This window comes from Actibacterium ureilyticum (assembly GCF_002285435.1).
Taxonomy (GTDB): domain Bacteria; phylum Pseudomonadota; class Alphaproteobacteria; order Rhodobacterales; family Rhodobacteraceae; genus Actibacterium_C; species Actibacterium_C ureilyticum.
Window position 1 is genome coordinate 640,300 of record NZ_NSBT01000037.1, and the last position, 21,630, is coordinate 661,929.

The window sequence follows — 21,630 nt, forward strand, 5'->3', positions numbered from 1 at the left end:
CGCTTAGGGCGCCGTGACGCGCATGGTGGCCACAAGCTCGGCCACCTTCAGGCCGAATTTGCGCATCTCGGACTTGTTCATGATCGTGCCATTGCCGGTCAGATAGAGCCAGTCGGTGGCGGTCAGGGTATGACCGCCCGCTTCCTGCGGCAGCACGATCTGATAGGTCATGCGCACCGTCGCACCCGACACCACGCCTTGGGCGGTACCGACGATATCGTCGGCCGTGGCGGTAAAGGTGTTGTCGGGGCCCAGCGTCAGATACCATTTGCGCTGCTGCGTGCGGCCGTTGGAATAGGTGAAATTCTCGGTCAGCGTGCCGGTGTCGCCATTCCATTCCCCCACCATCTCGGCCACGAAAGAGCTGGTCATGCGCCCCCTTGGGCCATAGATCACGCCCTCGGACAGGATACGGCCCGACAGGTGTTCGGTCAGGGAAAAGGCCGGGCCGGTCGTGGCGTAATCCGCCGGGCTTTGGGCGCGAAAGCTGAACAGCATGGTCTTTGCGATCCATCCCAACAGCACAAGAACCAGCACAATGGTCAGGATCTTCATCTTTGCATGTCCTCTTTCGGAAGCGCCAGCACAAGCGCGATGGCGCACAGCTTCAGGATACAGGGCAGCACGGCATAGCTGAGATTCAGCGCGCGCAAAGCGCCCGCGTCGTTGACCTGACCGGGGGTGAAGCCGTTGCGCTCCAGCACCGGCAGGACCGTAAAGGCCGCCAGTGCCAGACCCAGCTTGCCCGCAAAGGACCAGATGCCAAAGGCCGCGCCCGCATTCAGCCCCGCCCGCGTCAGCGCGACGGAAAACATCGCCGGCAGGATCACCATATCCGCCCCCAGCGCCACGCCCGAGGCAACGCAGATCGCGGCGAACCCCGCCATGTTGCCCGCCGCCAGAAAGGCGGCACCGACAAAGCCCAGGATCGCCAGCGGCATCGCGATCAGCAGGCTGGCGCGTGGACCGATCCGCTGGCTGACACGCGCCCAGACCGGCACGCTCAGCCCCGCCGACAGGAAGAACAGCACCAGAAACCCGCCCGAGGCGCCGACCAGTCCCAGCCGGTCCTCGACAAAGAACAGGAACAGGGTCGAGGTGATGGCCACAGGCAGGCTGTTGACAAAGGCGATCAGCAACAGCCGCAGCCCTTGGGCATGCGCCAGCCCCGACAGGGTCAGCCCCTGCCCCGGGATCGGCATGCGCCGCCAGATCGGGCGGGTGACGGCCCATGTCAGCACCGCCAGCGCGCCCAGAAACAGCCCGAAGGCCGGGTATCCCTGCCCGCCTGCCCCCAGCGCCACGAACAGCGCGGGCGCCAGCGCCGCCAGGATCACACCGCCCAGCATGCCCCCTTCGCGATAGGCCGCCAGCGTCATCAGCGCGTCGGGCGTCGGGGTCCGGGCCAGCGTCGCGCTGCGGCCGTAAAGCAGGATCATTCCCAGGCTATAGGCTGAAAACAGCAGCACCAGCACCGCCACCAGCGCCGCAACCGATCCCGGCCCCAGCGTGAACAGAATGGGAAAGCTGACCGCCAGCCCGCCCGCCGCCAGTGCCGCGAACAGCGGTTGCGCCATGGGCCAACGGTCGATGGCCCAGCCGATGGCCGGGTCCTGCACCAGATCAATCAGCCGGATGCCCAGCAGGATCGTACCGATCGCCCCCAGACCCAGGCCCAGATTGACCGCCGCGAAACGCGGCAGGTGAATGTAAAGCGGAATGCCCGCCGCGGCCAGCATCAGCGCATAGAGGCTGACCCGCGGATAGGTCATCACAGGCCCTGCAGCTTGCGGGTAAAGGCGCGCGAACGCGTGCGCTCGCCCAGAAAAATCGCCATGAAATCGCGGGTGATGCGGGGATGCGCCAGGGTGCAGGTGGGCACGCCATTGCGCCAGAACCGCACCGCATCGGCGCCGCGCGTCACCGCAAGATACCGGTCGCCGCGCGCCACGTCCTGAAAGCAGCGCTCCAGCTGGTCGCGCACCGGCGGGGCGGCGCCCAGGCGGTCCATCTCGACCAGGGTCGAGTCCACCAGATCGCGCTGGCTCAACCCCTTGCGATAGCGCAGTTCCAGCGCGAAATCCTGCTGCCAGTCGAAGGGCTGCCCGCCCGGGGTGTAAAGCCGCGCCTCGTAAAGCGGGACGCCCAGGAACCGGAACACCGCCGATCCGCGCAACTCCGCCCCGGGCAGGACCGCGCCGATATTGGCCGCCCAAAGCCCGCCCGGCGCCAACAGGCAGACCAACAGCAAGAGCAGACGCCTACGCATGGGCCAGCTCCACCTGCACCACATCGGTCTGGCCCACCCCGAACGAGGCGGCGCAGATTTCCAGATAATATTGCCAGTTGCGGAAGAACGCCTCGCCATAGCCCAGCTTGGCGATCCTGTCTTTCTGCGCGGTGAGCCGTTCGGCCCAGATCCGGCAGGTGCGGGCGTAGTCCTGACCGAAGGCGAAGCTGTCGCGCACGCTCAACCCCGCCTGCGCGGCCTGCTGGGCGATCACGCTGTCCGAAAGCAGCATGCCGCCGGGAAAGACATATTGGCGGATGTAGTCGGACGAGCTGCGATAGCTTTCGAAAAACGCGTCGCGCACGGTGATCGCCTGCAACAGCACGCGGCCGCCATCGGCGAGGCTGCGTTTCAACGTCGCGAAGTAATCCGGCCAGTACCGTGCGCCCACGGCCTCGATCATCTCGATCGACACGATATTGTCATAGCGTTCGGTGACATCGCGGTAATCCCGCAGCTGGATATCCGCCCGCCCGTCAAGGCGGCTGTCGGCATAGCTGTGCTGATTGCGCGAGATGGTGATGCCGGTCACATCGCGCCCCTCTTCCGCGGCGTGTTCGGCGAACCCGCCCCAGCCGCAGCCGATTTCCAGAACGCGCTCTCCATCCGACAGGCGCGACAGAACGCGGGCGTTCTTGCGGGTTTGCGCCTGGGCCAGATCGTCGCCATCGGCGGCGAACAGACCCGAGGAATAGGTCATGCCGGGATCGAGCCACAGGTGATAGAATTCGTTGCCCACATCGTAATGCGCCCGGATGTTGCGCCGCGCCCCGCGCCGGGAATTGGCGCGCAGGATGGTATCGACCATCCGGAACCTGGCCTGGTTCAGCGGGCTGGGCCGGTCATAGGTCTGAAGCTGCTCGCGATTCAGAAGCGCCAGCCGCGTCAGCCCCTCGACCGAGGGCGTGCTCCACAGCCCCTGGACATAGGCCTCGCCCAGCCCCACCTGCCCATGCGCCGCCAGCGCCGAAACCGCCGACCAGTCGTGAATGACCATCTCGGCCTCGGGGCCGGTATGGCCAAAGCGGTAGAGCGCCCCGTCGGGGGTGTGCAGCGTCAGGCGGCCGTCATGCAGACGCTCGCAGGTCGCAAGAAACTTCGATTTCAGCGCCTTGTTCGTTACCTGCATCGGCGGGCTCCCTTACGTCATTGTCGGTCTTGTTGATCGCGCGGACGACGCGCATCGCGCTGGCGATCCCGTCCTCGTGAAAGCCATTGCGGCAATAGGCGCCCGCGAACCAGGTGCGGTTCCGGCCCTGCATCGCCTGGATCTGTTCCTGCGCGGCAATCGCGGCACGGTCGAAGATCGGATGCGCGAAATCCACGGTGTCATAGATCATGTGCGGCGGGATTTCCGTGGTGGGGTTCAGCGTGACGAACAGCGGATCATCCTCGGGGATGTTCTGCAGCCGGTTCATCCAATAGGTCACGCCGATGCGACCCGCCTGCGACCGATAGGTCCAGCTGGACCAGCAGCCCCGGCGGCGCGGCATCTGCGACGGGTCGCAATGCAGCACCGCGCGGTTCGTCTGATAGCGCATCGCGCCCAGCGCGGCGGCCTCGTCGGGGCGGGCATTGCCGCCCAGCAGCGCCAGCGCCTGATCCGAATGACAGGCCATGATCACATCGTCGAACGTATCGACCTGGCCGTTGGCATCGCGGATCGTCACCCCGCCCGCCTGTCGCGTGACCGCTGCCACGGCCGTGCCCTTGCGAAGCTTGCACATCCGCGCGACCAGCGCCGCCTCGAGCCGCCGGACATATTCGATGCTGCCGCCGTCAACGGTCCACCACTGATGCGTGCCGATCCCCGCCAGAAGCGCGTGGTTGCGCAGGAACCGCACCAGCGACCGCGCCGGAAACTGGTCGATCTGATCGGTCGGGGTCGACCAGATCGCCCCGCACATCGGCAACAGGTAGTTCTGCTTGAACCAGCGGCCCAGGCCCAGCTCGTCGACCAGCTCGCCGATGGTCTTGCCGTCATCCACCGCCGCGGCCTCGGCCCTGCGGCCAAAGCGCAGGATATCGGCGATCATCTTGTAATATTGCGGGCGCAGCACGTTGCGCCGCTGGGCCACGATGCTTTGCAGCCGGTTCAGCCCGTATTCCACCCGCCCGACATCAATGCTGACGCCGAAGCTCATCTCGCTTTTCGCAACAGGCACGTCCAGATCGCGAAAGAGCCGTGTCAGGTTGGGATAGGTGGCATAGTTGAAGACGATGAAGCCTGTATCGACCGGCTGATCGCCCCGCCGCCCGGCCATGACGGTGCGCGCGTGCCCGCCCAGCCGCGGCGCGGCCTCGAACAAGGTCACATCATGTCCCGGCGCCAGGTAATAGGCCGCGGACATCCCCGATATGCCCCCACCGATGATGGCGATCTTCTTTCGGGGCTGCGGCGTCTGATCAAGCATGGTCACTCCGGAACTAGGGATTGCTGGGTAATACGCCATCGCGCGGGGCATGGATCAAAAAACTTTTTCCCCACAGGCGGCTAGCCACCGCACCGGCATCGCGAAATCGCAAAGGGCCGGTTGATCCGTTTCGGGTTTCGGGGCGTATTAGCCCCATGCGACTTGAACATATCCAGGGCCGAACCTTTCATGCCCGGCGCGGCGCGCTGAAGAACGCCTTTCATTACGGTGTGGATTATGTGCTGTGGGCGCCGGATCAGGGCGAAACGCCCCGGCTCTTTTCGCACAACCGCTTCAACCTGTGGTTCATCCGCGACCGCCACCATGGGGGCCCGCGCGGGGACGGCCATGGCGTGGACTGGTTCCGCCAGGTGCTGAGCGAACGGGATTTTCCGCTGGACGGCACGCGGCTGGTCCTGCTGACGCAGCCCAGCTTTCTGGGGCTGCACTTCAACCCGGTCAGCTTCTGGATCGCCCTGCGCGATGACCGCCCCTGCGCCTTCGTGGCCGAGGTCAACAACACCTTCGGCGACCGGCATTGCTATTTCTGCGCCCACCCCGATTTCCGTCCCATCGCCGCGCGTGACACGATCACGGCCGAAAAGCTGATGCATGTGTCCCCGTTTCAGGATGTGGCGGGGCAATATACGTTCAACCTGGACTGGTCGGCGACGAAGATCGCCCTGCGCATCGCGTATGAAAACGGCGATCAGGGCGTGCTGGCCACGCTGACGGGCGCGCGGCGGGCGGCCAGCGACGGCGCGCTTCTGTGGGCAGCGCTGCGGCGGCCGTTCGGTGCGGCGCGGGTGGTGGCGCTGATCCATTGGCAGGCACTGAAGCTGTGGCGCAAACGCGCGCCCTTCCGGCCCAAGCCCACTCCGCCTCAGACGCTGATCTCGGACAACCTGCCCGACGGAGAGGCCCGGACATGATCGATCCCGCGAACAAGACCTATTGGTTGATCGGCGCCAGCGAGGGGCTGGGCCGCGAACTGGCCAAGCGGCTGCATGCGGCAGGCGCGCGGCTGATCCTGTCGGCCCGCAACGCCCGGCGGCTGGACAGCCTGGCCGACGCGCTGCCCGGCAGCCGCACCCTGCCCTTCGACATCACCGATGGCGCGGCGGTCCGGCAGGCGGCCATCGACGCGGGCGCCATCGACGGCGTGGTTCTGAACGCGGCCACATACGAGCCGATGCGCAGCACCGACTGGGACGACGATGCCGCCCTGCGGATGTGCGAAACGAATTTCATCGGGCCGATGCGGGTGCTAGGACAGGTCATGCCCGATTTCGTCGAACGGGACGCGGGCGATATCACCCTGATCGGCTCGCTGGCGGGCTATCGCGGCTTGCCCGCCTCGATCGGATATGGCCCCAGCAAGGCCGCGATCGTCAGCCTGGCCGAGACCATGCGCCACGATCTGCGGGGCACGGGCGTGACGGTGCGGGTGGTCAATCCGGGCTTTATCGACACCCGGCTGACGCAAAAGAACAGCTTCAGGATGCCGATGCTGATGTCACCCGAACAGGCCGCCCGACGGGTCGAACGCGCGATGCGGTCGCGCCGGTTCCGCACCGATTTCCCGGCCCCGTTTTCCTGGGCGATCAAGGGGGTTGCCCTGTTGCCCGACCTGCTGGTCTATCGCGGGAAATAGCGCTCAGATCCGGAACAGCGGCTGCAACAGTCGCGGGACAAAGGCGTGAAACCGCAGCGGCGCATCGGTGGCGGCCAGACAGATACAGGGATCGCCCGCATCGGCGATGGGGGTGTGATCCAGGCTTTCATCGGCGATTTCGACATCGCCGACGCCGAACCGGCCGACCTCGTCGCTGAAACTGCCCTGCAGGACCAGCGTCATTTCCAACCCGTTATGACCGTGATCGGGCACCGCCTGTCCCGGCGGGATGTAAAGCAGCCGCGCGGATCCGTCCTGATCGGCCGACAGCAGAACCTGTTTCACCCCCATGCCCAGCCGTTTCCAGCGCGGCGGCGCGCCCTTCAGCGCGGCCATCACCGGCCCGGGCAGCGGTCCCGCGCGCCTGTATTCCGGCGCGGGGCTGTGGGGCGCATCCAGCTGCGCCAGAACCGACGCCTTCAGATCGGGCGACGCCGCGACGGCGCGGGTCCCTTCTAGGATCGCGCCGCCCACCGCCTGATGCGCCTCGAGCGCGGCACGGCAGTCGTCACAGATCGACACATGGCTGGCCACGACCAGCGCAAAGGGCTGGGCCAGGTTGCCACTGGCATAGGCCGCCAGCATGGCGTCGGGGATATGATGGGTGATTGCGGTCATTCAGCGCATGCCCTTCAATTCATGTCTCAGCCGCTCCAGCCCAAGTCGGATGCGCGATTTGATCGTGCCCAGCGGCAGGCCGGTTTGGGTGCTGATCTCTTGATGAGTCATCTCGCCCAGATAGGCTTTCTCGATCATCTCGCGCTGGTCGTCCCGCAGGCGCGACAGCGCCTGTTTCAGAACCGTCGTCTCCTGCTCCAGCGCATAGATCTGCGCCGCGTCATCCTCGACCTCTGGCTCGGCCTTCAGCGCCTCGGGCACCGGGCGGCCTTCCTTGCGGGCCACGTCGATCTGCCGGTTGCGCGCGATCTGATAGATCCAGGCCGAAACCTGCGCCCGGTGCGGATCGAACATCTCGGCCTTGCGCCAGATGGTCAGCATCACGTCCTGCACAACCTCTTCGGCCTGCTGGCCCGAGGCGCCCGAACGCATGATGAACCCTTTCAGCCGCGGCGCGAAATGATCGAACAGCGCGGCAAAGGCCGCACGATCGCGATTGTCGCGGACGGCCAGCATCCACTTGGTCTGTTGCGATATTTCCGTTGTCTTCGGCGCCACTGTCGGCCAATTCCCCCCGCGACCTGCGGTACTGCGATCTTTAGACCGCATTATTTCGACGTCCAGCGCAACCATAAACCGTCTACGCAGGCGCAGACGGTTTGGATCACCGGATCGGTGAAATTTCGGGATCAGGCCGCGAAAATCATGCGCGGGTCGCCGGTCAGTACAGCAATTCGCGGTATTTCCAGCTGTCGGCGTCGGGCGTCACGCTTTCCAGATCGTAATCATTGTCGATCAGATGCTGCGCGCGCGGCTGGCCCAGCGCGGCGGCGCTTTCGATCATCTGGCGGCCCTTTTCTTCGTCGCGCTCGACACCGCGCCCGCGCAACAGGTCCAGGCCATAGTTGAACATGCCCACCTCGCTGCCGGCCTCGGCGGCGCGGCGGTCCCATTCGGCGGCGGCCTTCGGGTCCTCGGGGCCGGCCAGACCGTTATCGGCCATCCAGGACAGCCAGGTCATCGCCTGCGGGCTTTCGTGGCGGTTGACCGCCCCCTCGAACAGGCGCTTGGCCTCGTCATGCAGGCCCGCCTTGGCCGCGCCATAGCCCAGCGCGTATTCCATCGGGTGCGCCTCGTCATGCTTGAGCCGGTCGAGCGCGCCGCGCAACGACAGCTCTTCGGGGTTGTGGGTGCCGTCGGCGTCCGAGCGCATGCTGCGGTCATCGGCCCAGGCCGCCACCCCGGACACCAGGAATACGATCAGGGGCAAGGCGAAATGCGTGGCTTTCATCGGGTCCTCCCATCGGGTGCAATGCCATGAACATGCGGCCACCCTGCCCCACTATGCCAGACCGGTGGTCAGATACCTGCAAGAAATTCGCAAGAAATTTGCAAGATCACCCGTTATAGCGATAGCCGTGCCCATGCACGGTCTCGATCACCTCGGGGCGTTCGCGCGCGGGGTCAAGCTTGCGGCGCAGGGTCAGGATATGTTGTTCCAGCGCCCGGCTGTTGGGGGCATAGTCGCGCCCCCAGCCCGCATCGTAAAGCACGTCCTTGCTCAGAACCGTGCCCGCATTGTCGCGAAACAGCGCGATCAGCTTCAGGTCCCGCGCCGTCAGCGTGCTTTTGCGGTCCCCCACCTGCGCGGCCATGCGGTCAGGGTCGATGAGCGCATGGCCAAAGCGGAACCCCTGGGGCGCGGGCGCCATGACCTGCCGCTTGCGGCGCACGGCCCACAGCATCGCGCCCGCCCCGGCACACAGCCCCAAGGCGACCAGCGCCCAGGGCCGATCGCGCCGCGCCAGCAGGTCCTGCAACGACACACCCGGTATCCCCATCTCGGCCAACAGGGCCGGGCCATCGACCAACAGACAGCGATCCGCGCCACAGCGATAGAACAGATCGCTGCCGCGCGCGACCACGTCCCAGGCGGGCAGCTCCGGCTCGGCCCGCAGCGCGTTCAGACGGTCCAGATCCGACAGGATACGTTCTTCGCTGACATGGATCAGCCCGCCACCGGGCGGAAAGATGCGCTGCCCCTCGGCATCCCAGATCACCATGCCCTGGAGCGTCGGGTCGGACGACACCCGAAACCGCAGCGCCATCGGATCCTCGCCCGCCCAGGCCTGCAACCGGCGATCAAGAAAGGCGTCAATCTCAGGCCGGCCAGTGGCAGCCAGGAAAACCACGGCGCAGGTGACCAGAAGATATCGGATCAGCATCGCGCACGCCTCCCGCATCATCGCCCTGCAAACCGGATCAGGGACCGTTAAACTATGCGCGGGCCCGGTCTGGCAAACTGGCCAAAGGTCGTAGGAGCATCAGCCGCATTTGGAATAGCCGCAATCGGCGCAGGTCATGCACCCCTCGACCATCCGCATTTCATAGGACCCGCAGGACGAACAGGCTTTGCCGCGCGGCTTGTCGCCCACCGCCAGCGCCTCGTAATGCGGGTCGGTTTTCAGGCCCATGCCCTCGCCCGCGATGAAGCCAATATTGACCAGGTGGCGCTCGATCACGCCCCCGATGGCCGCCAGAATCGACGGAATATATTTGCCCTGCATCCAGGCCCCGCCGCGCGGGTCGAATACGGCTTTCAACTCCTCGACCACAAAGCTCACATCGCCCCCGCGCCGGAACACGGCCGAGATCATCCGCGTCAGCGCGACGGTCCAGGCGAAATGCTCCATGTTCTTGGAGTTGATGAAGACCTCGAACGGCCTGCGGTGGCCATTGATGATGATGTCGTTGATGGTGATATAGATCGCGTGCTCGCTATCGGGCCATTTCAGCTTATAGGTATGCCCCTCAAGCGATTGCGGCCGGTCCAGCGGGTCGGACATGTAGATCACGTCGCCATGGGGCGTGGCGGGTTCCTGTCCGGCGGTTGCGATGACTTCGGGTGCTGCGCCATGAGTATTTTCGCCAAGAAGAAGCGAGGAAGTCGCGACATCCAAAGCAGCGGCGATTTTCTGGAGCGTATCGACCGTTGGGGATTTCGACTTGCCCTTCAAGATGTCGTAGACGGCGGTCGCGTTCAGCCCCGCCATTTCCGCAACTTTTTTTGCGTTCGTGTCGCGCATTTTCATCGCGGATTCGATGCGGGCGGCGATGCTGTCGCCGGCAATCCTGGCCTCTTCCTTCGCCCCCTCGCTCACGCTCAACACCGACCCAGTCACCTCGTTCGGGCGATAGGTCGTGCAGCCCTTACAGCCGCTCTCATAGGCGTCCATATAGACGTCCTTGAACGCCTCGAACCCGATATCCTCGGGGCAGTTGATCGTCTTCGAGATACTGCTGTCGACCCATTTCTGCGCCGCCGCCTGCATCCGCACGTGATCGGCGGGCGCCAGCGTCTGGGCGTTCACGAAATGATCGGGCAGCTCCGCGTCGCCCATCTTGTCGCGCCACATCTGTACCGCATAATCCACGACCTCTTCCTCGGTCCGGCTGCCATCCTTCTGCAACACCTTGCGGGTATAGGCATAGGCAAAGACCGGCTCGATCCCGCTCGACACGTTGCCAGCATACAGGCTGATCGTCCCGGTGGGCGCGATCGAGGTCAGCAGCGCGTTGCGCACCCCGTGTTCGGCAATCGCCGCGCGCACGTCGTCGTCCATCTGCATCATATGCCCGGTGGCAAGGTATTTCTCCGCGTCGAACAGCGGGAACGCCCCCTTTTCCTTCGCCATCTGCGCCGAGGCCAGATACGCGGCGCGCGCGATCCGGTGCAACCAGCGCTCGGTCTGACGCGCCGCCTCCTCCGAGCCATAGCGCAGCCCGACCATCAGCAGCGCATCGGCCAGCCCGGTGACGCCCAGCCCGATCCGGCGCTTGTTGGCGGCCTCCTCGGCCTGCTGCGGCAGGGGGAAGCGGCTGGCATCCACCACATTGTCCATCATCCGCACGGCGGTCGCCACCAGCTCGGCCAGCGCCGCCTCGTCCAGATCGGCGCCCTGCTCGAACGGCCGGTCCACCAAACGCGCCAGGTTGATCGACCCCAGCAGGCAGGCGCCATAGGGCGGCAGGGGCTGCTCGCCACAGGGATTGGTCGCCGCAATGGTCTCACAATAGGACAGGTTGTTCATCGCGTTGATCCGGTCGATGAAGATCACCCCCGGCTCGGCATAATCATAGGTCGCGCGCATGATCTTGTTCCACAGATCGCGCGCCTGCACGGTGTGATAGACCGTGCCATCGAACACCAGGTCCCAGCTGCCATCGGCCTTCACCGCCTCCATAAAGGCATCCGTTACCAGGACCGAGACATTGAAATTCCTGAGCCGCGCGGGGTCGGATTTGGCGGTGATGAAATCCTCGACATCCGGGTGATCGCAGCGCATCGTGGCCATCATCGCGCCGCGGCGGCTGCCCGCCGACATGATGGTGCGGCACATCGCGTCCCACACATCCATGAATGACAGCGGCCCCGAGGCGTCAGCGGCCACGCCCTTCACACCCGCGCCCTTGGGCCGGATCGTGCTGAAGTCATAGCCGATCCCGCCGCCCTGCTGCATCGTGAGCGCGGCCTCTTTCAGCATGTCGAAAATCCCGCCCATGCTGTCAGGGATCGTGCCCATGACGAAACAATTGAACAGCGTCACGGACCGGTCGGTGCCCGCACCCGCCGTGATCCGGCCCGCGGGCAGGAACTTGAAATCCTCCAGCGCGGCATAGAACCGGTCTTCCCACACCGCAGGCTCGGCCTCGACCGCCGCCAGCGCCCGCGCGATCCGGCGCCAGGTATCCTCGACCCCCAGATCGAGGGGCGTACCATCGGCCTCTTTCAGCCGGTATTTCATATCCCAGATCTGCTCGGCAATCGGCGCGGCAAAGCGTGTCATCGACGGGTCCCCTAAAACTGGCAGGCATCCACAATAGTTTGAAGCGCGCCTGAAATCCACTACTATATCTACCCGAAACTGGGGGCGAGTCTGTGGATAAACCTGTGAATCTGGTCAAACTCTGCGTCGGTGCCGACAGCATCGCCGCGCTGCAAGGCTGGCGCGCGGCGCGCAAGGCCGACGATCCGAACTGGACCTGCCGACACGTCACCCGCCTGTGGCCCAAGCGCGAGGCCGAATTACTGAACGGCGGCTCACTCTACTGGGTGTTCAAGGGCGTGATCCTGGCCCGCCAGCGCATCCTGCGCCTGGACGAAGTGATTGGCGAAGACGGCATCCGCCGCTGCGGCATCGTCCTGGACGAGGCGATCATCCGCACCGAACCCCAACCCCGCCGCGCCTTCCAGGGCTGGCGCTACCTGGCGGCTGAGGACGCCCCGCGCGACCTGCCCCAGGGCCGCGAACAAGACGAGGCCCTGCCCAGCACCCTCGCCACCGCTTTGGCCGAAATCGGCCTGCGCTGATCCGCCCCTTCTTTTTGGTGAAAATACTCCGGGGGGTCCGGGGGCAGCGCCCCCGGCCTACCCTCACAGGTCCAGCTGCAACCGATCCGCCAGCGCATCGAAACTGGCGCGCATCCCGTCGCACCACCCTTCGCGGCGCGACCGGAACAGGGTGGCCTGGCTTTGATGCACCAAACCATCGAACAGGATCTTCAGGTGGTTGGCCCGCAGCGTTTCCCCGGTCGAGGTGATGTCGGCAATCGCCTCGGCGGTCAGGTTCTTGACCGTGCCTTCGGTCGCGCCCTGGCTGTCGACCAGCTGGTAATCCGCCACGCCGGCCTCGCGCAGGAAATCGCGCACCAGCCGGTGATACTTGGTGGCAATCCGCAGCCGGAACCCGTGCGCGCGCCGGAATGCCGCCGCCGCCGCGTCCAGATCGTCCAGCGTGTCGACATCGACCCAGCATTTGGGCACCGCGATGATCAGGTCGGCATGGCCGAACCCCATCGGCTCCAGCACCCGCAGCCGGCTGTCCCAATCGGCGATCTTCTCGCGCACCAGATCCGAGCCGGTCACGCCCAGCTGGATCCGCCCCGCCGCCAGCTCGTGCGGGATCTCGCCCGCCGACAGCAGCACCAGCTCGACCCCATCGACCCCGTCGACGGCGCCCGCATATTCCCGGTCCGACCCGGTCCGGCGCAGCTGCACGTTGCGCGCCGCGAACCAGTCGAAGGTCTTTTCCATCAGCCGCCCCTTGGACGGCACGCCCAGTTTCAGCGTCATGTCCGCCCCTCCGTCAGGGTCAGCACCAGCTCGGGCCGGATCACGCCGCCCACCGCCGGGATGCCGTCGCCCTGCCCCAGCACCCGGGTCAGCGCGTCATAGCGCCCGCCGGTCGCCACGGGCGGCAGATCGGGCCGCCCATCGGCATAGAAGCCGAACACGAACCCGTCGTAATATTCCAGCGTTGTCCGGCCATAGCTGGCCTCGAAATCAAGCGCCGCGACATCGATCCCGGCCTTGGCCAGCGCGTCGAGCCGCGCCTCCATGCGCGCGACAGCCGCGCCCAGCGCGGGCATGTCGACAGCGATGTCGCGCAGCACCTCCAGCGCATTGGTCGAGGTTTCACGCAGCGACAGGATGTGGTCCAGGATATCGACCTGCGCGGCCGAAATCGGCGGCTCGGCGGCGTCGGCCTGCAACGCGGCGATCCGCTCGGCGACCTCGGCCCGGCTGCGCAGCCCGATCTCGGGGCCGCCCTTGTCCAGCAGCGCCTCGACCCCGCCCGCCGCGGCCTTCAGCAGCTTGGCACGGCTTTCCGGCATACGCTTGCGCCCGCCGAACCGGTCCAGCAGCGCACGAAACCGGCGCGGCCGCCACAGGTGGCGTTTCAGCGCGGCCTTGCGGCGTTCGGTGGTCTGCAACCCCTCGACCGCGGCCAGCAGGATGCCGATATCCCCGGTCGCCGCATGCAGCCCATAAGGCGCCAGGATCTGTGCGAACAGGGCAAAGACATGCGCCTCGGCCACCACCGGGGTCTCGCGGTCAAAAACCTCGTAGCCCACCTGCAGGTACTCCGCCGCGCGCTGGCGCTCGTGCTCCTGTTTCCGGAACACTTCGCCCAGATAGGTATAGCGCGCGGGATCCGCGCCGTGGTCCATGTGCATCTGCACCACCGGTACGGTGAAATCCGGGCGCAGCATCATCTCGCCCCTGAGTGGGTCGCTGGTGACATAGGCGCGGGCGCGGATATCCTCGCCATACAGGTCCAGCAGCGTTTCCGCCGGCAGCAGGATATCGGTCTCCACCGGCGTCGCGCCATCGGCGACAAAGGCCTGCTGCAACCGGTCGGCGCAGGCGCGGATCGCGGCCTTGGGCGTCATTCCTGATCCGCCAGGATGCGGGCCACCTCGGCCACCAGATCGGCGCGCGCGATCTCGAACTGGCTGGGGCGTTCCTTCCATTCCTCAAGCGTTGCGTTCTCGGCGATCTTGGCGCCCAGGATCAGGTCCTTGATCTGCACCACGCCCTTGTCGAACTCGTCACTGCCCGCGATCACCGCCACGGGCGAGCCGCGCTTGTCGGCGTATTTCAACTGGTTGCCGAAATTCTTCGGGTTGCCCAGATACATCTCGGCCCGGATACCGGCGGCGCGCAATTCGCCCACCATCGCCTGATAATCGGCCAGCCGCGCGCGGTCCATCACGGTCACCACGACGGGGCCCTGCATCTCGCCCCCGGCGCGGCCCTTGGCACGCAAGGCCGCCAGCAGCCGGTCAACGCCGATCGACACGCCGGTCGCGGGCACCGCCTGTCCGGTGAAGCGCTTGACCAGATCGTCATAGCGCCCGCCCCCGGCAACAGACCCGAACTGGCGCGGGCGGCCCTTTTCATCGGTGATCTCGAAGCTCAGCTCGGCCTCGAACACCGGGCCGGTGTAATAGCCCAGGCCACGGACGACGCTGGGGTCGATCACGATCCGGTCGGGGCCGTAGCCTTGGGCGGCCAGAAGGGCCGCGATCTGTTCCAGCTCGTCCACGCCCTCGGCCCCCATTTGCGAGCCACCCACGGCGGCGCGCAGATTGGCCAGCGTGGTTTCGGTGCCATCGGCTTTCGATGTCAGGAAGGCGATCACCGGCTCGGCCTGTTCCGGCGCCAGCCCGACACCGTCGATATAGGCGCCCGAGGCGTCCAGCCGCCCCTTGCCCAGCAACTCGCGCACACCGGCCTCGCCCACCTTGTCGAACTTGTCGATGGTGCGCAGGACCGCATCGCGGGTGGCGTCGTCGGACAGCCCCATGGTTTCCAGCACACCGTTCAGAACCTTGCGGTTGTTCACCCGCACGATGTAATCGCCGCGCGGGATGCCCACGGCCTCCAGCGTGTCGGCCAGCATGGCGCAGATCTCGGCATCCGCCGCAACGGACGCCGACCCCACCGTATCCGCATCGCATTGATAAAACTGCCGGAACCGCCCCGGCCCCGGCTTTTCGTTGCGCCAGACAGGCCCCATCGCATAGCGGCGATAGGGGCTGGGCAGGTCGTTGCGGTATTGCGCGGCGACCCGCGCCAGCGGCGCCGTCAGGTCATAGCGCAGCGCCAGCCAGTCGGCCTCGTCCTCTTGCCAGGCAAAGACGCCTTCGTTCGGGCGGTCGACATCGGGCAGGAACTTGCCCAGCGCCTCGACCGTTTCAACGGCCGAGGTTTCCAGCGGATCGAACCCATAGCGATGATAGACCGCCGCGATGGCATCCAGCATCGCCTTGCGTTCGGTCACATCGGCCCCGAAATAGTCGCGGAAGCCTTTCGGAGTTTCCGCCTTGGGGCGCTTGGGTTTCTTGTCCTTGGCCATTGCCGCTTTCCCTGCATCTGGGTTCGCGCGGGGCATAGCGGATGGCGCGGCGCGGGGCAAGGCGGGCTGGCCAATTCCCCGCCCGGCGCGCTATGTACGCCATGACGCAATCATGGCGCGGAGCACACAGGGCATGGACGACAAGATCATCGCATTGGAAGAGCGGATCGCGCATCTGAGCACGATGCTGGACGAGATGTCGGACGAGATGGCCCGCCAGGGACGCGAGATCGACGTGCTGACGCGGCGGGTGGCGATGCTGATGCAGCGCGAGGCCGAGCGTGAGGCCGATCACGGCGGCACGATCCCGCTGGCCGACCAGAAGCCGCCGCACTGGTAACAGCGCGACGGCCCCGGCCCTGAGGCGTCTCGGCCCACGGGGGGACATGGGGGCCGAATGCGGGTCAGGCGGCGGCGCAACACACGCGCCGCACTGCCGGTTCTGGTCAGGCACATGGGCCGACACCGCCCTGGAGGAAGCAGCGCCAGCCTGTGATCAATCTGGGGAAGGCGGGGCCGAATGGGAAGCCCGCGCCCCCTCACCCCCGTTCACAGAACCCGGCGCGGATGTGAAGCTGGCCCCCTTGAAACACGTCTGGCAGGTGATCGCGGGTTGGACCGCAGAATCGGCGGCGACATACGACGTTTGGGTTAACAAACCGTGCATCTTTGTCGCACCCGACGACATCAAATTGTGTTGAATTGACCCTAAATATGGCGAAAATGCCATAATTGAAATTTCAGCAGCTTGCGAAAGCGTTTAGAATCAAAATCTTACGATGAAACCCATGAAAATCAGCTGTCTGCAATTTCCCAACATTTCGGATGTTCCTGCCCGATTTTGGTCCAATACCGGGAGCATTCGAAAGGCTTCTGGCACTTAAATGGAAATTTGGTAATGAATACAGATATCTCGAAACTGACCGAGATCGACGGCTTTATCGGCGCCTGCTTGGTCGATAGCGACTCGGGCCTGATGCTGGCGTCCGAATCCGGCAACGGCAATCTCGACCTGGAAACAGCCGGCGCCGCCAACATGGAAGTGGTGCGCGCGAAGAACGCTGCGATGAAAGCCCTGGGCCTGGACGACCATATTGAGGATGTCCTGATCTCGCTGGGAACGCAGTACCACCTGATCCGTCCGCTGGCGTCGAACCCCGAAGTGTTCGTTTATGTCGCCCTGGATCGTGCGAAGTCCAACCTGGGCATGGCGCGTCTGGCGGTCAAGAATGTCGAGTCCGCGATCAAGCTTTGATCGTTCAAAACGCCCGGCCATCTGCTGCACACGGATGACCGGGCAAACCCACTACGCGGTTTGGGATCGACATCCCGGTCCTGTGGCACTTTTACAGGATCGGGACGCGTTATCGCATAGGAGGCTTATTTTTCAGGAAGATTGTCATAGGTGGGTTTGTAACCCTTGGTCTCGTACTGATCACGCGGAATGCCGATGGGTTTTCCCACGCCTTTGTCGATAAAGGCGAACTCCAGTCCATTTGCGGCCTTGGTACGATAAACGCCGGTTGCCTCACTCATACGATTTCCTCTCGCTTACGATTTACAGTGTGGCGAAATGATCCGGAAAATAAGGCGAAAATTTGAACGACAAACGGCATTCTATCGGTCATATCCGGGCAGATGTTTAACGAAAATGCGTCAAAAACCCTGTTCGACGTAATATAATTTCGACGCGAGCGGCTATTTCGCCGGCAGAAGGGGTGCGGCTAAGTCGCTCTGCACTCTGGGAAAATCCCGATCCGCGGGCCGGGGAATTCCGCGCGGATCAGAACTCGTCGACCTGCAATACTCCGGGCAGCGATTTTAGCGCGCCCTTGATCTGGGGATTGACCGGGAATTCGTCGGGCAGCGCGACATCGACCTCGCCCGGCAACGCGGGGTCCATCAGGCACAGATGCACCGGCCCCCGCCCCCGCAGCCCGCTTTCGCCCAGCGCGCGCTGCAACAGGCCGGTCACCGATCGCACCGCGTCGGCCTCGGTCACGAAGATCTTGAGGCCCGCACCACCGGCATCGGCCACCACCGTGTCGATGGGCACCACGCCCCGCGCCAACAGCTTGACCTGCTCGCCCTCCCACGTGGCCTCGACCGTCAGGACGACGTTCGATCCGGCCTCCAGGTGGTCGCGCGAGGCCTCGAGCACATCGGAAAACAGCGTGACCTCGTATAACCCCGTGGGATCGGACAGCTGGGCAAAGGCAAAGCGGTTGCCGCGCGCGGATTTACGCTCCTGCCGCCCGGCGACCGAGCCTGCCATCTTGGCGATCATCGGCCCGCCCTGCACGCGCTTGCTGACCTCTTCCAGCGTCATGACCTTGGACCGTTTCAGCGCGGGCATATAATCGTCCAGCGGGTGGCCCGACAAATAGAAACCGATGGCTTTATGTTCCTCGGCCAGTTTTTCGTTCGGCAGCCAATCCTCGATCGGGCTCATGCGCGGTTCGGGCAGGTCATCGCCCGCCTCGCCAAAGAGCGACACCTGGTTCGACGCGCGCTGTTCGTGGATCGCGGCGGAATAGTTCACCAGCCCGTCCAGACTGTCAAAGACCCGGCGCCGGTTGGTGTCCAGCTGATCGAAGGCACCCGCGCGGGCCAGCATCTCCAGCGGGCGTTTGCCCACCCGTTTCAGGTCCACCCGGCGGGCGAAATCGTAAAGCGTCGCAAAGGGCTTGTCGCCCCGCCCCTCGACCACCAGCCCCATCGCATCGGCGCCCACATTCTTCAGCGCGCCCAGGCCATAGACGACCTTGCCCTCCGCGACGCTGAACTTCGCCATGCTGCGATTGACGCAAGGCGGCACGATCTCGATCTCAAGGCCCCGGCGGACCTCCTCGGCATAGGTCGCCAGCTTGTCGGTCAGGTGGATATCGCAGTTCATGACGCTGGCCATGAACTCGACCGGGTGGTTCGCCTTCAGCCAGGCGGTCTGATAGCTGACCACGGCATAGGCCGCCGCGTGCGATTTGTTGAAGCCGTAATTGGCGAATTTCTCCAGCAGGTCAAAGACTTCCGAGGCCTTTTTTTTATCCACCCCGTTCTCGGCCGCGCCCTTTTCGAATTTCGGGCGCTCGGCGTCCATCGCCTCTTTGATCTTCTTGCCCATGGCCCGGCGCAGCAGGTCCGCGCCGCCAAGCGAATAGCCCGCCATGACCTGTGCGATCTGCATCACCTGTTCCTGATAGACGATGATGCCTTGGGTTTCCTCAAGGATATGGTCGATCAGCGGGTGAACGGATTCGCGTTCCTTCTGGCCGTTCTTCACCTGGCAATAGGTGGGGATGTTCTCCATGGGCCCGGGACGATAAAGCGCCACCAGCGCCACGATATCCTCGATACAGGTGGGCTTCATCTGGCGCAGCGCGTCCATCATGCCCGAGCTTTCCACCTGGAACACCGCGACCGTCTTGGCGCTGGCATACAGGTCGTATGACGGCTTGTCGTCCAGCGGGATCGCGTTGATCTGATTCTCGGCCCCCTCGGCGGGTTCATAAAGCTGCGTGCCGTCCGGCGCGATATGCAGGTCGCGCCCCTGCCCGTGGATCAGGTCCACCGCACCCTGAATGACCGTGAGCGTCTTCAGGCCCAGAAAGTCGAATTTGACCAGCCCGGCCTGTTCCACCCACTTCATGTTGAACTGGGTGGCCGGCATGTCCGAGCGCGGATCCTGGTAAAGCGGCACCAGCTCGTCCAGCGGGCGGTCGCCGATCACCACACCGGCGGCGTGGGTGGAGGCATTGCGCAAGAGCCCCTCGACCTGCTGGCCATAGGTGAGCAGGCGGTCCACCACCTCCTCGGCCCTCGCATCCTCGCGCAGGCGCGGCTCGTCGATCAGCGCCTGCTGGATCGACACGGGCTTCACGCCCTCGACCGGGATCAGCTTGCTCAGCCGGTCCACCTGGCCATAGGGCATCTGCAACACCCGGCCCACATCGCGCACGGCGGCCTTGGACAGAAGCGCGCCGAAGGTGATGATCTGGCCCACCTTGTCGCGGCCGTATTTCTCTTGGACATAGCGGATCACCTCTTCCCGGCGGTCCATGCAGAAATCGATGTCGAAGTCGGGCATGCTGACCCGTTCGGGGTTCAGGAACCGTTCGAACAGCAGGCTGTAGCGCAGCGGGTCCAGGTCGGTGATCGTCAGTGCATAGGCCACCAGCGACCCCGCGCCCGACCCCCGCCCCGGCCCCACCGGGATATCGTTGTCCTTGCCCCACTGGATGAAGTCCGCAACGATCAGGAAATAGCCCGGGAAGCCCATGGATTCGATGATATCCAGCTCGAAATCCAGCCGTTCCTGATATTTCTCGGGCGTGACCGCATGCGGGATCACCGCCAGACGGGCCTGTAGCCCCTCATTCGCCTGACGGCGCAGCTCGGCAACCTCGTCATCGGCGAATTTCGGCAGGATCGGATCGCGCCGATAGGTCGCGAAGGCACAGCGCCGGGCGATTTCCACCGTGTTTTCAATCGCCTCGGGCAGGTCGGCAAACAGCGCCGCCATTTCCTCGGGCGATTTGAAATAATGCTGTGGGGTCAGGCGGCGGCGCGGTTCCTGCTGGTCGACATAGGCGCCTTCGGCGATACAGATCAGCGCGTCATGCGCCTCGTACATATCGGCCGTCGGGAAATAGACATCGTTCGTCGCGACCAGCGGCAGGCCCATGTCATAGGCCATTTCGACATGCCCGCGCTCGGTCAGCCGCTCGGCCTCGGGCGGGGCGCTGTCATCGCTGGGATGGCGTTGCAGCTCGATATAAAGCCGGTCGGGGAAATCGCCGGCCAGCCGTTTGACAAGCGCCTCGGCCTTGGCGCGTTGACCGGCCTGCAACAGCCGCCCGACGGGGCCGTCCGGCCCGCCGCTCAGGCAGATCAGTCCGCCGGAATGGGCCGAAAGCTCGTCCAGCGTCACATGCGGCAGGCTGCCATCCCCGCGCAGATACAGGCACGAGTTCAGCTTCATCAGGTTCTCGTACCCGGCCTCGGACTGCGCCAGCAGGACCAACGGCGCGGGCGGGCGCGCCTTTTCGCCCGGCGCGGCGGCCTCGAATTCCAGATCGACCTGACAGCCGACAATGGGCTGGATGCCCGAGCCCGTAGCGCCCACGGAAAATTCCAGCGCGGCGAACATGTTGTTGGTATCGGTCAGCGCCACGGCGGGCATACCGGCATCGGTGCACAGGCCGGGCAGCTTCTTGACCCGGATCGCGCCTTCCAGCAGCGAATATTCGGAATGCAGGCGCAGGTGGATGAATCGGGGATCACGGGTCATGGCGCCACGATAGGGCCAAGCCGCGCGGACGTGAAGCGGCCATCTTGCCGATCAGGCGGTGTCCGGCCCCCGGTTCGAAAAATCCCAGGCGCGGGGTTCCAGAAATTCGATCCGGTTGCCAAACGGATCATCGGCATAGAACCGGTCGAAATCCGGCAGGCTGTCATCCCAGGCGACCTTGGTCCCCGCCTGTTCCAGCCGCGCGGCCAGCGCCGACAGGCTTGTCACCGCCAGCGCCGGGTGGGCCTTTTGCGCCGGGCGGAAATCAGCCTCGACCCCCAGATGCAGGCGCAGCGTTCCGGCCTCGAACCAGACGCCGCCACGGGGCTGCAATGCCTCGGGCTTGGGAATCTCGGGCACCCCCAGAAGCCCGCCGTAAAACGCGCGCGCCTGATCCTCGCCGCCCTGGGGCATGGCAAGCTGAACGTGATGGATCGACAAAACGGTCATCTCCGGGCCTTTCTTTGCCGGTTCTGCGCGCCATTGTGCCACAAATTGCACATTTTACGAATTAACCAAAAACACCTTCGCACGGGGCGGTGAAATCAGGGCTTGCCAGACCGGGTGCATCGCGCCCAATCTTGTTCCCCGGAACGGCCCCCGCTTTACGTCGCATCGGGCGGGGCGCGCGACCTTGCGTCGCG

General features: G+C 65.0%; 21 protein-coding genes. 5 read left to right on the forward strand and 16 right to left on the reverse strand.

The window, feature by feature from the left end:
- Positions 1-3: 3 nt before the first annotated feature.
- The 5 genes from CLM60_RS16140 to CLM60_RS16160 are packed head-to-tail and all read right to left on the reverse strand — an operon-like array spanning position 4 to position 4,704.
- Positions 4-555, reverse strand: a complete 552-nt coding sequence (locus CLM60_RS16140) for a DUF3833 domain-containing protein (protein ID WP_095590131.1) — start codon at positions 553-555, stop codon at positions 4-6.
- Positions 552-1,772 (reverse strand): MFS transporter, encoded by a 1,221-nt coding sequence (locus CLM60_RS16145; protein WP_095590132.1) that lies wholly within the window; start codon positions 1,770-1,772, stop codon positions 552-554. Before CLM60_RS16145 ends, CLM60_RS16140 begins: the two co-directional genes overlap by 4 nt.
- Positions 1,772-2,269 (reverse strand): hypothetical protein, encoded by a 498-nt coding sequence (locus CLM60_RS16150; RefSeq protein WP_095590133.1) that lies wholly within the window; start codon positions 2,267-2,269, stop codon positions 1,772-1,774. The genes CLM60_RS16145 and CLM60_RS16150 overlap by 1 nt, the downstream gene beginning before the upstream one ends.
- Positions 2,262-3,419, reverse strand: coding sequence for an SAM-dependent methyltransferase (locus CLM60_RS16155; protein ID WP_095590134.1), 1,158 nt, complete (start codon positions 3,417-3,419; stop codon positions 2,262-2,264). Before CLM60_RS16155 ends, CLM60_RS16150 begins: the two co-directional genes overlap by 8 nt.
- The gene (locus CLM60_RS16160) at positions 3,358-4,704 is read right to left on the reverse strand and encodes an NAD(P)/FAD-dependent oxidoreductase (RefSeq protein WP_095590135.1); all 1,347 of its coding nucleotides are present in this window, start codon (positions 4,702-4,704) and stop codon (positions 3,358-3,360) included. Before CLM60_RS16160 ends, CLM60_RS16155 begins: the two co-directional genes overlap by 62 nt.
- Before the next feature lie 155 nt (positions 4,705-4,859).
- On the opposite strand from CLM60_RS16160, the gene CLM60_RS16165 reads away from it, so the two are divergent.
- Together CLM60_RS16165 and CLM60_RS16170 are read left to right on the forward strand one after the other, a co-directional pair.
- Positions 4,860-5,636: a DUF1365 domain-containing protein gene (locus CLM60_RS16165; protein ID WP_095590136.1), complete on the forward strand. Its 777-nt coding sequence runs from the start codon at positions 4,860-4,862 to the stop codon at positions 5,634-5,636.
- The gene (locus tag CLM60_RS16170; RefSeq protein ID WP_095590137.1) at positions 5,633-6,358 is read left to right on the forward strand and encodes an SDR family NAD(P)-dependent oxidoreductase; all 726 of its coding nucleotides are present in this window, start codon (positions 5,633-5,635) and stop codon (positions 6,356-6,358) included. Before CLM60_RS16165 ends, CLM60_RS16170 begins: the two co-directional genes overlap by 4 nt.
- 3 nt (positions 6,359-6,361) lie before the next feature.
- On the opposite strand, the gene CLM60_RS16175 is transcribed toward CLM60_RS16170, so the two are convergent.
- The 5 genes from CLM60_RS16175 to CLM60_RS16195 all read right to left on the reverse strand — a co-directional run bounded on the left by CLM60_RS16175 (position 6,362) and on the right by CLM60_RS16195 (position 11,844).
- On the reverse strand, positions 6,362-6,997 hold the full coding sequence (locus CLM60_RS16175; RefSeq protein WP_095590138.1) for a ChrR family anti-sigma-E factor: 636 nt from the start codon (positions 6,995-6,997) through the stop codon (positions 6,362-6,364).
- Positions 6,998-7,513, reverse strand: a complete 516-nt coding sequence (locus tag CLM60_RS16180) for a sigma-70 family RNA polymerase sigma factor (RefSeq protein ID WP_095590139.1) — start codon at positions 7,511-7,513, stop codon at positions 6,998-7,000. It lies immediately after the preceding gene.
- Between the two features lie 205 nt (positions 7,514-7,718).
- Positions 7,719-8,288 carry a tetratricopeptide repeat protein gene (locus CLM60_RS16185; RefSeq protein ID WP_095590140.1) on the reverse strand — a complete coding sequence of 190 codons (570 nt, stop codon included), beginning with the start codon at positions 8,286-8,288 and terminating at the stop codon, positions 7,719-7,721.
- A gap of 106 nt (positions 8,289-8,394) precedes the next feature.
- On the reverse strand, positions 8,395-9,222 hold the full coding sequence (locus CLM60_RS16190; protein WP_176473906.1) for a winged helix-turn-helix domain-containing protein: 828 nt from the start codon (positions 9,220-9,222) through the stop codon (positions 8,395-8,397).
- Between the two features lie 99 nt (positions 9,223-9,321).
- Entirely contained in the window at positions 9,322-11,844 is a 2,523-nt protein-coding gene (locus tag CLM60_RS16195) for an adenosylcobalamin-dependent ribonucleoside-diphosphate reductase (RefSeq protein ID WP_095590142.1), read from the reverse strand.
- A gap of 92 nt (positions 11,845-11,936) precedes the next feature.
- Here CLM60_RS16195 and CLM60_RS16200 point away from each other — a divergent pair, with 92 nt between their 5' ends.
- The gene (locus CLM60_RS16200; RefSeq protein ID WP_095590143.1) at positions 11,937-12,368 is read left to right on the forward strand and encodes a DUF1489 family protein; all 432 of its coding nucleotides are present in this window, start codon (positions 11,937-11,939) and stop codon (positions 12,366-12,368) included.
- A 63-nt stretch (positions 12,369-12,431) separates the two neighbouring features.
- Here the strand turns inward: CLM60_RS16200 and hisG are convergent, their stop codons facing one another.
- From hisG to hisS, 3 genes are read right to left on the reverse strand one after another with little or no spacing between them, the layout of a single operon-like run.
- On the reverse strand, positions 12,432-13,130 hold the full coding sequence (hisG, locus tag CLM60_RS16205; RefSeq protein ID WP_095590144.1) for an ATP phosphoribosyltransferase: 699 nt from the start codon (positions 13,128-13,130) through the stop codon (positions 12,432-12,434).
- Entirely contained in the window at positions 13,127-14,230 is a 1,104-nt protein-coding gene (locus tag CLM60_RS16210) for an ATP phosphoribosyltransferase regulatory subunit (protein ID WP_095590145.1), read from the reverse strand. Before CLM60_RS16210 ends, hisG begins: the two co-directional genes overlap by 4 nt.
- A complete protein-coding gene (gene hisS, locus CLM60_RS16215; RefSeq protein ID WP_095590146.1) occupies positions 14,227-15,699 on the reverse strand; it encodes a histidine--tRNA ligase in 1,473 nt (490 codons plus the stop codon). The genes CLM60_RS16210 and hisS overlap by 4 nt, the downstream gene beginning before the upstream one ends.
- A 112-nt stretch (positions 15,700-15,811) precedes the next feature.
- On the opposite strand from hisS, the gene CLM60_RS16220 reads away from it, so the two are divergent.
- Entirely contained in the window at positions 15,812-16,039 is a 228-nt protein-coding gene (locus tag CLM60_RS16220; protein ID WP_245848446.1) for a SlyX family protein, read from the forward strand.
- Between the two features lie 558 nt (positions 16,040-16,597).
- Entirely contained in the window at positions 16,598-16,954 is a 357-nt protein-coding gene (locus CLM60_RS16225; RefSeq protein ID WP_095590148.1) for a roadblock/LC7 domain-containing protein, read from the forward strand.
- Between the two features lie 125 nt (positions 16,955-17,079).
- On the opposite strand, the gene CLM60_RS21000 is transcribed toward CLM60_RS16225, so the two are convergent.
- The 3 genes from CLM60_RS21000 to CLM60_RS16235 all read right to left on the reverse strand — a co-directional run bounded on the left by CLM60_RS21000 (position 17,080) and on the right by CLM60_RS16235 (position 21,436).
- Positions 17,080-17,235 carry a hypothetical protein gene (locus tag CLM60_RS21000; RefSeq protein WP_176473907.1) on the reverse strand — a complete coding sequence of 52 codons (156 nt, stop codon included), beginning with the start codon at positions 17,233-17,235 and terminating at the stop codon, positions 17,080-17,082.
- Positions 17,236-17,482: 247 nt separating this feature from the next.
- The gene (gene dnaE, locus CLM60_RS16230; RefSeq protein ID WP_095590149.1) at positions 17,483-20,986 is read right to left on the reverse strand and encodes a DNA polymerase III subunit alpha; all 3,504 of its coding nucleotides are present in this window, start codon (positions 20,984-20,986) and stop codon (positions 17,483-17,485) included.
- Positions 20,987-21,037: 51 nt separating this feature from the next.
- Complete coding sequence (locus tag CLM60_RS16235) at positions 21,038-21,436, reverse strand: VOC family protein (protein ID WP_095590150.1); 399 nt, start codon at positions 21,434-21,436, stop codon at positions 21,038-21,040.
- Positions 21,437-21,630: the final 194 nt, after the last annotated feature.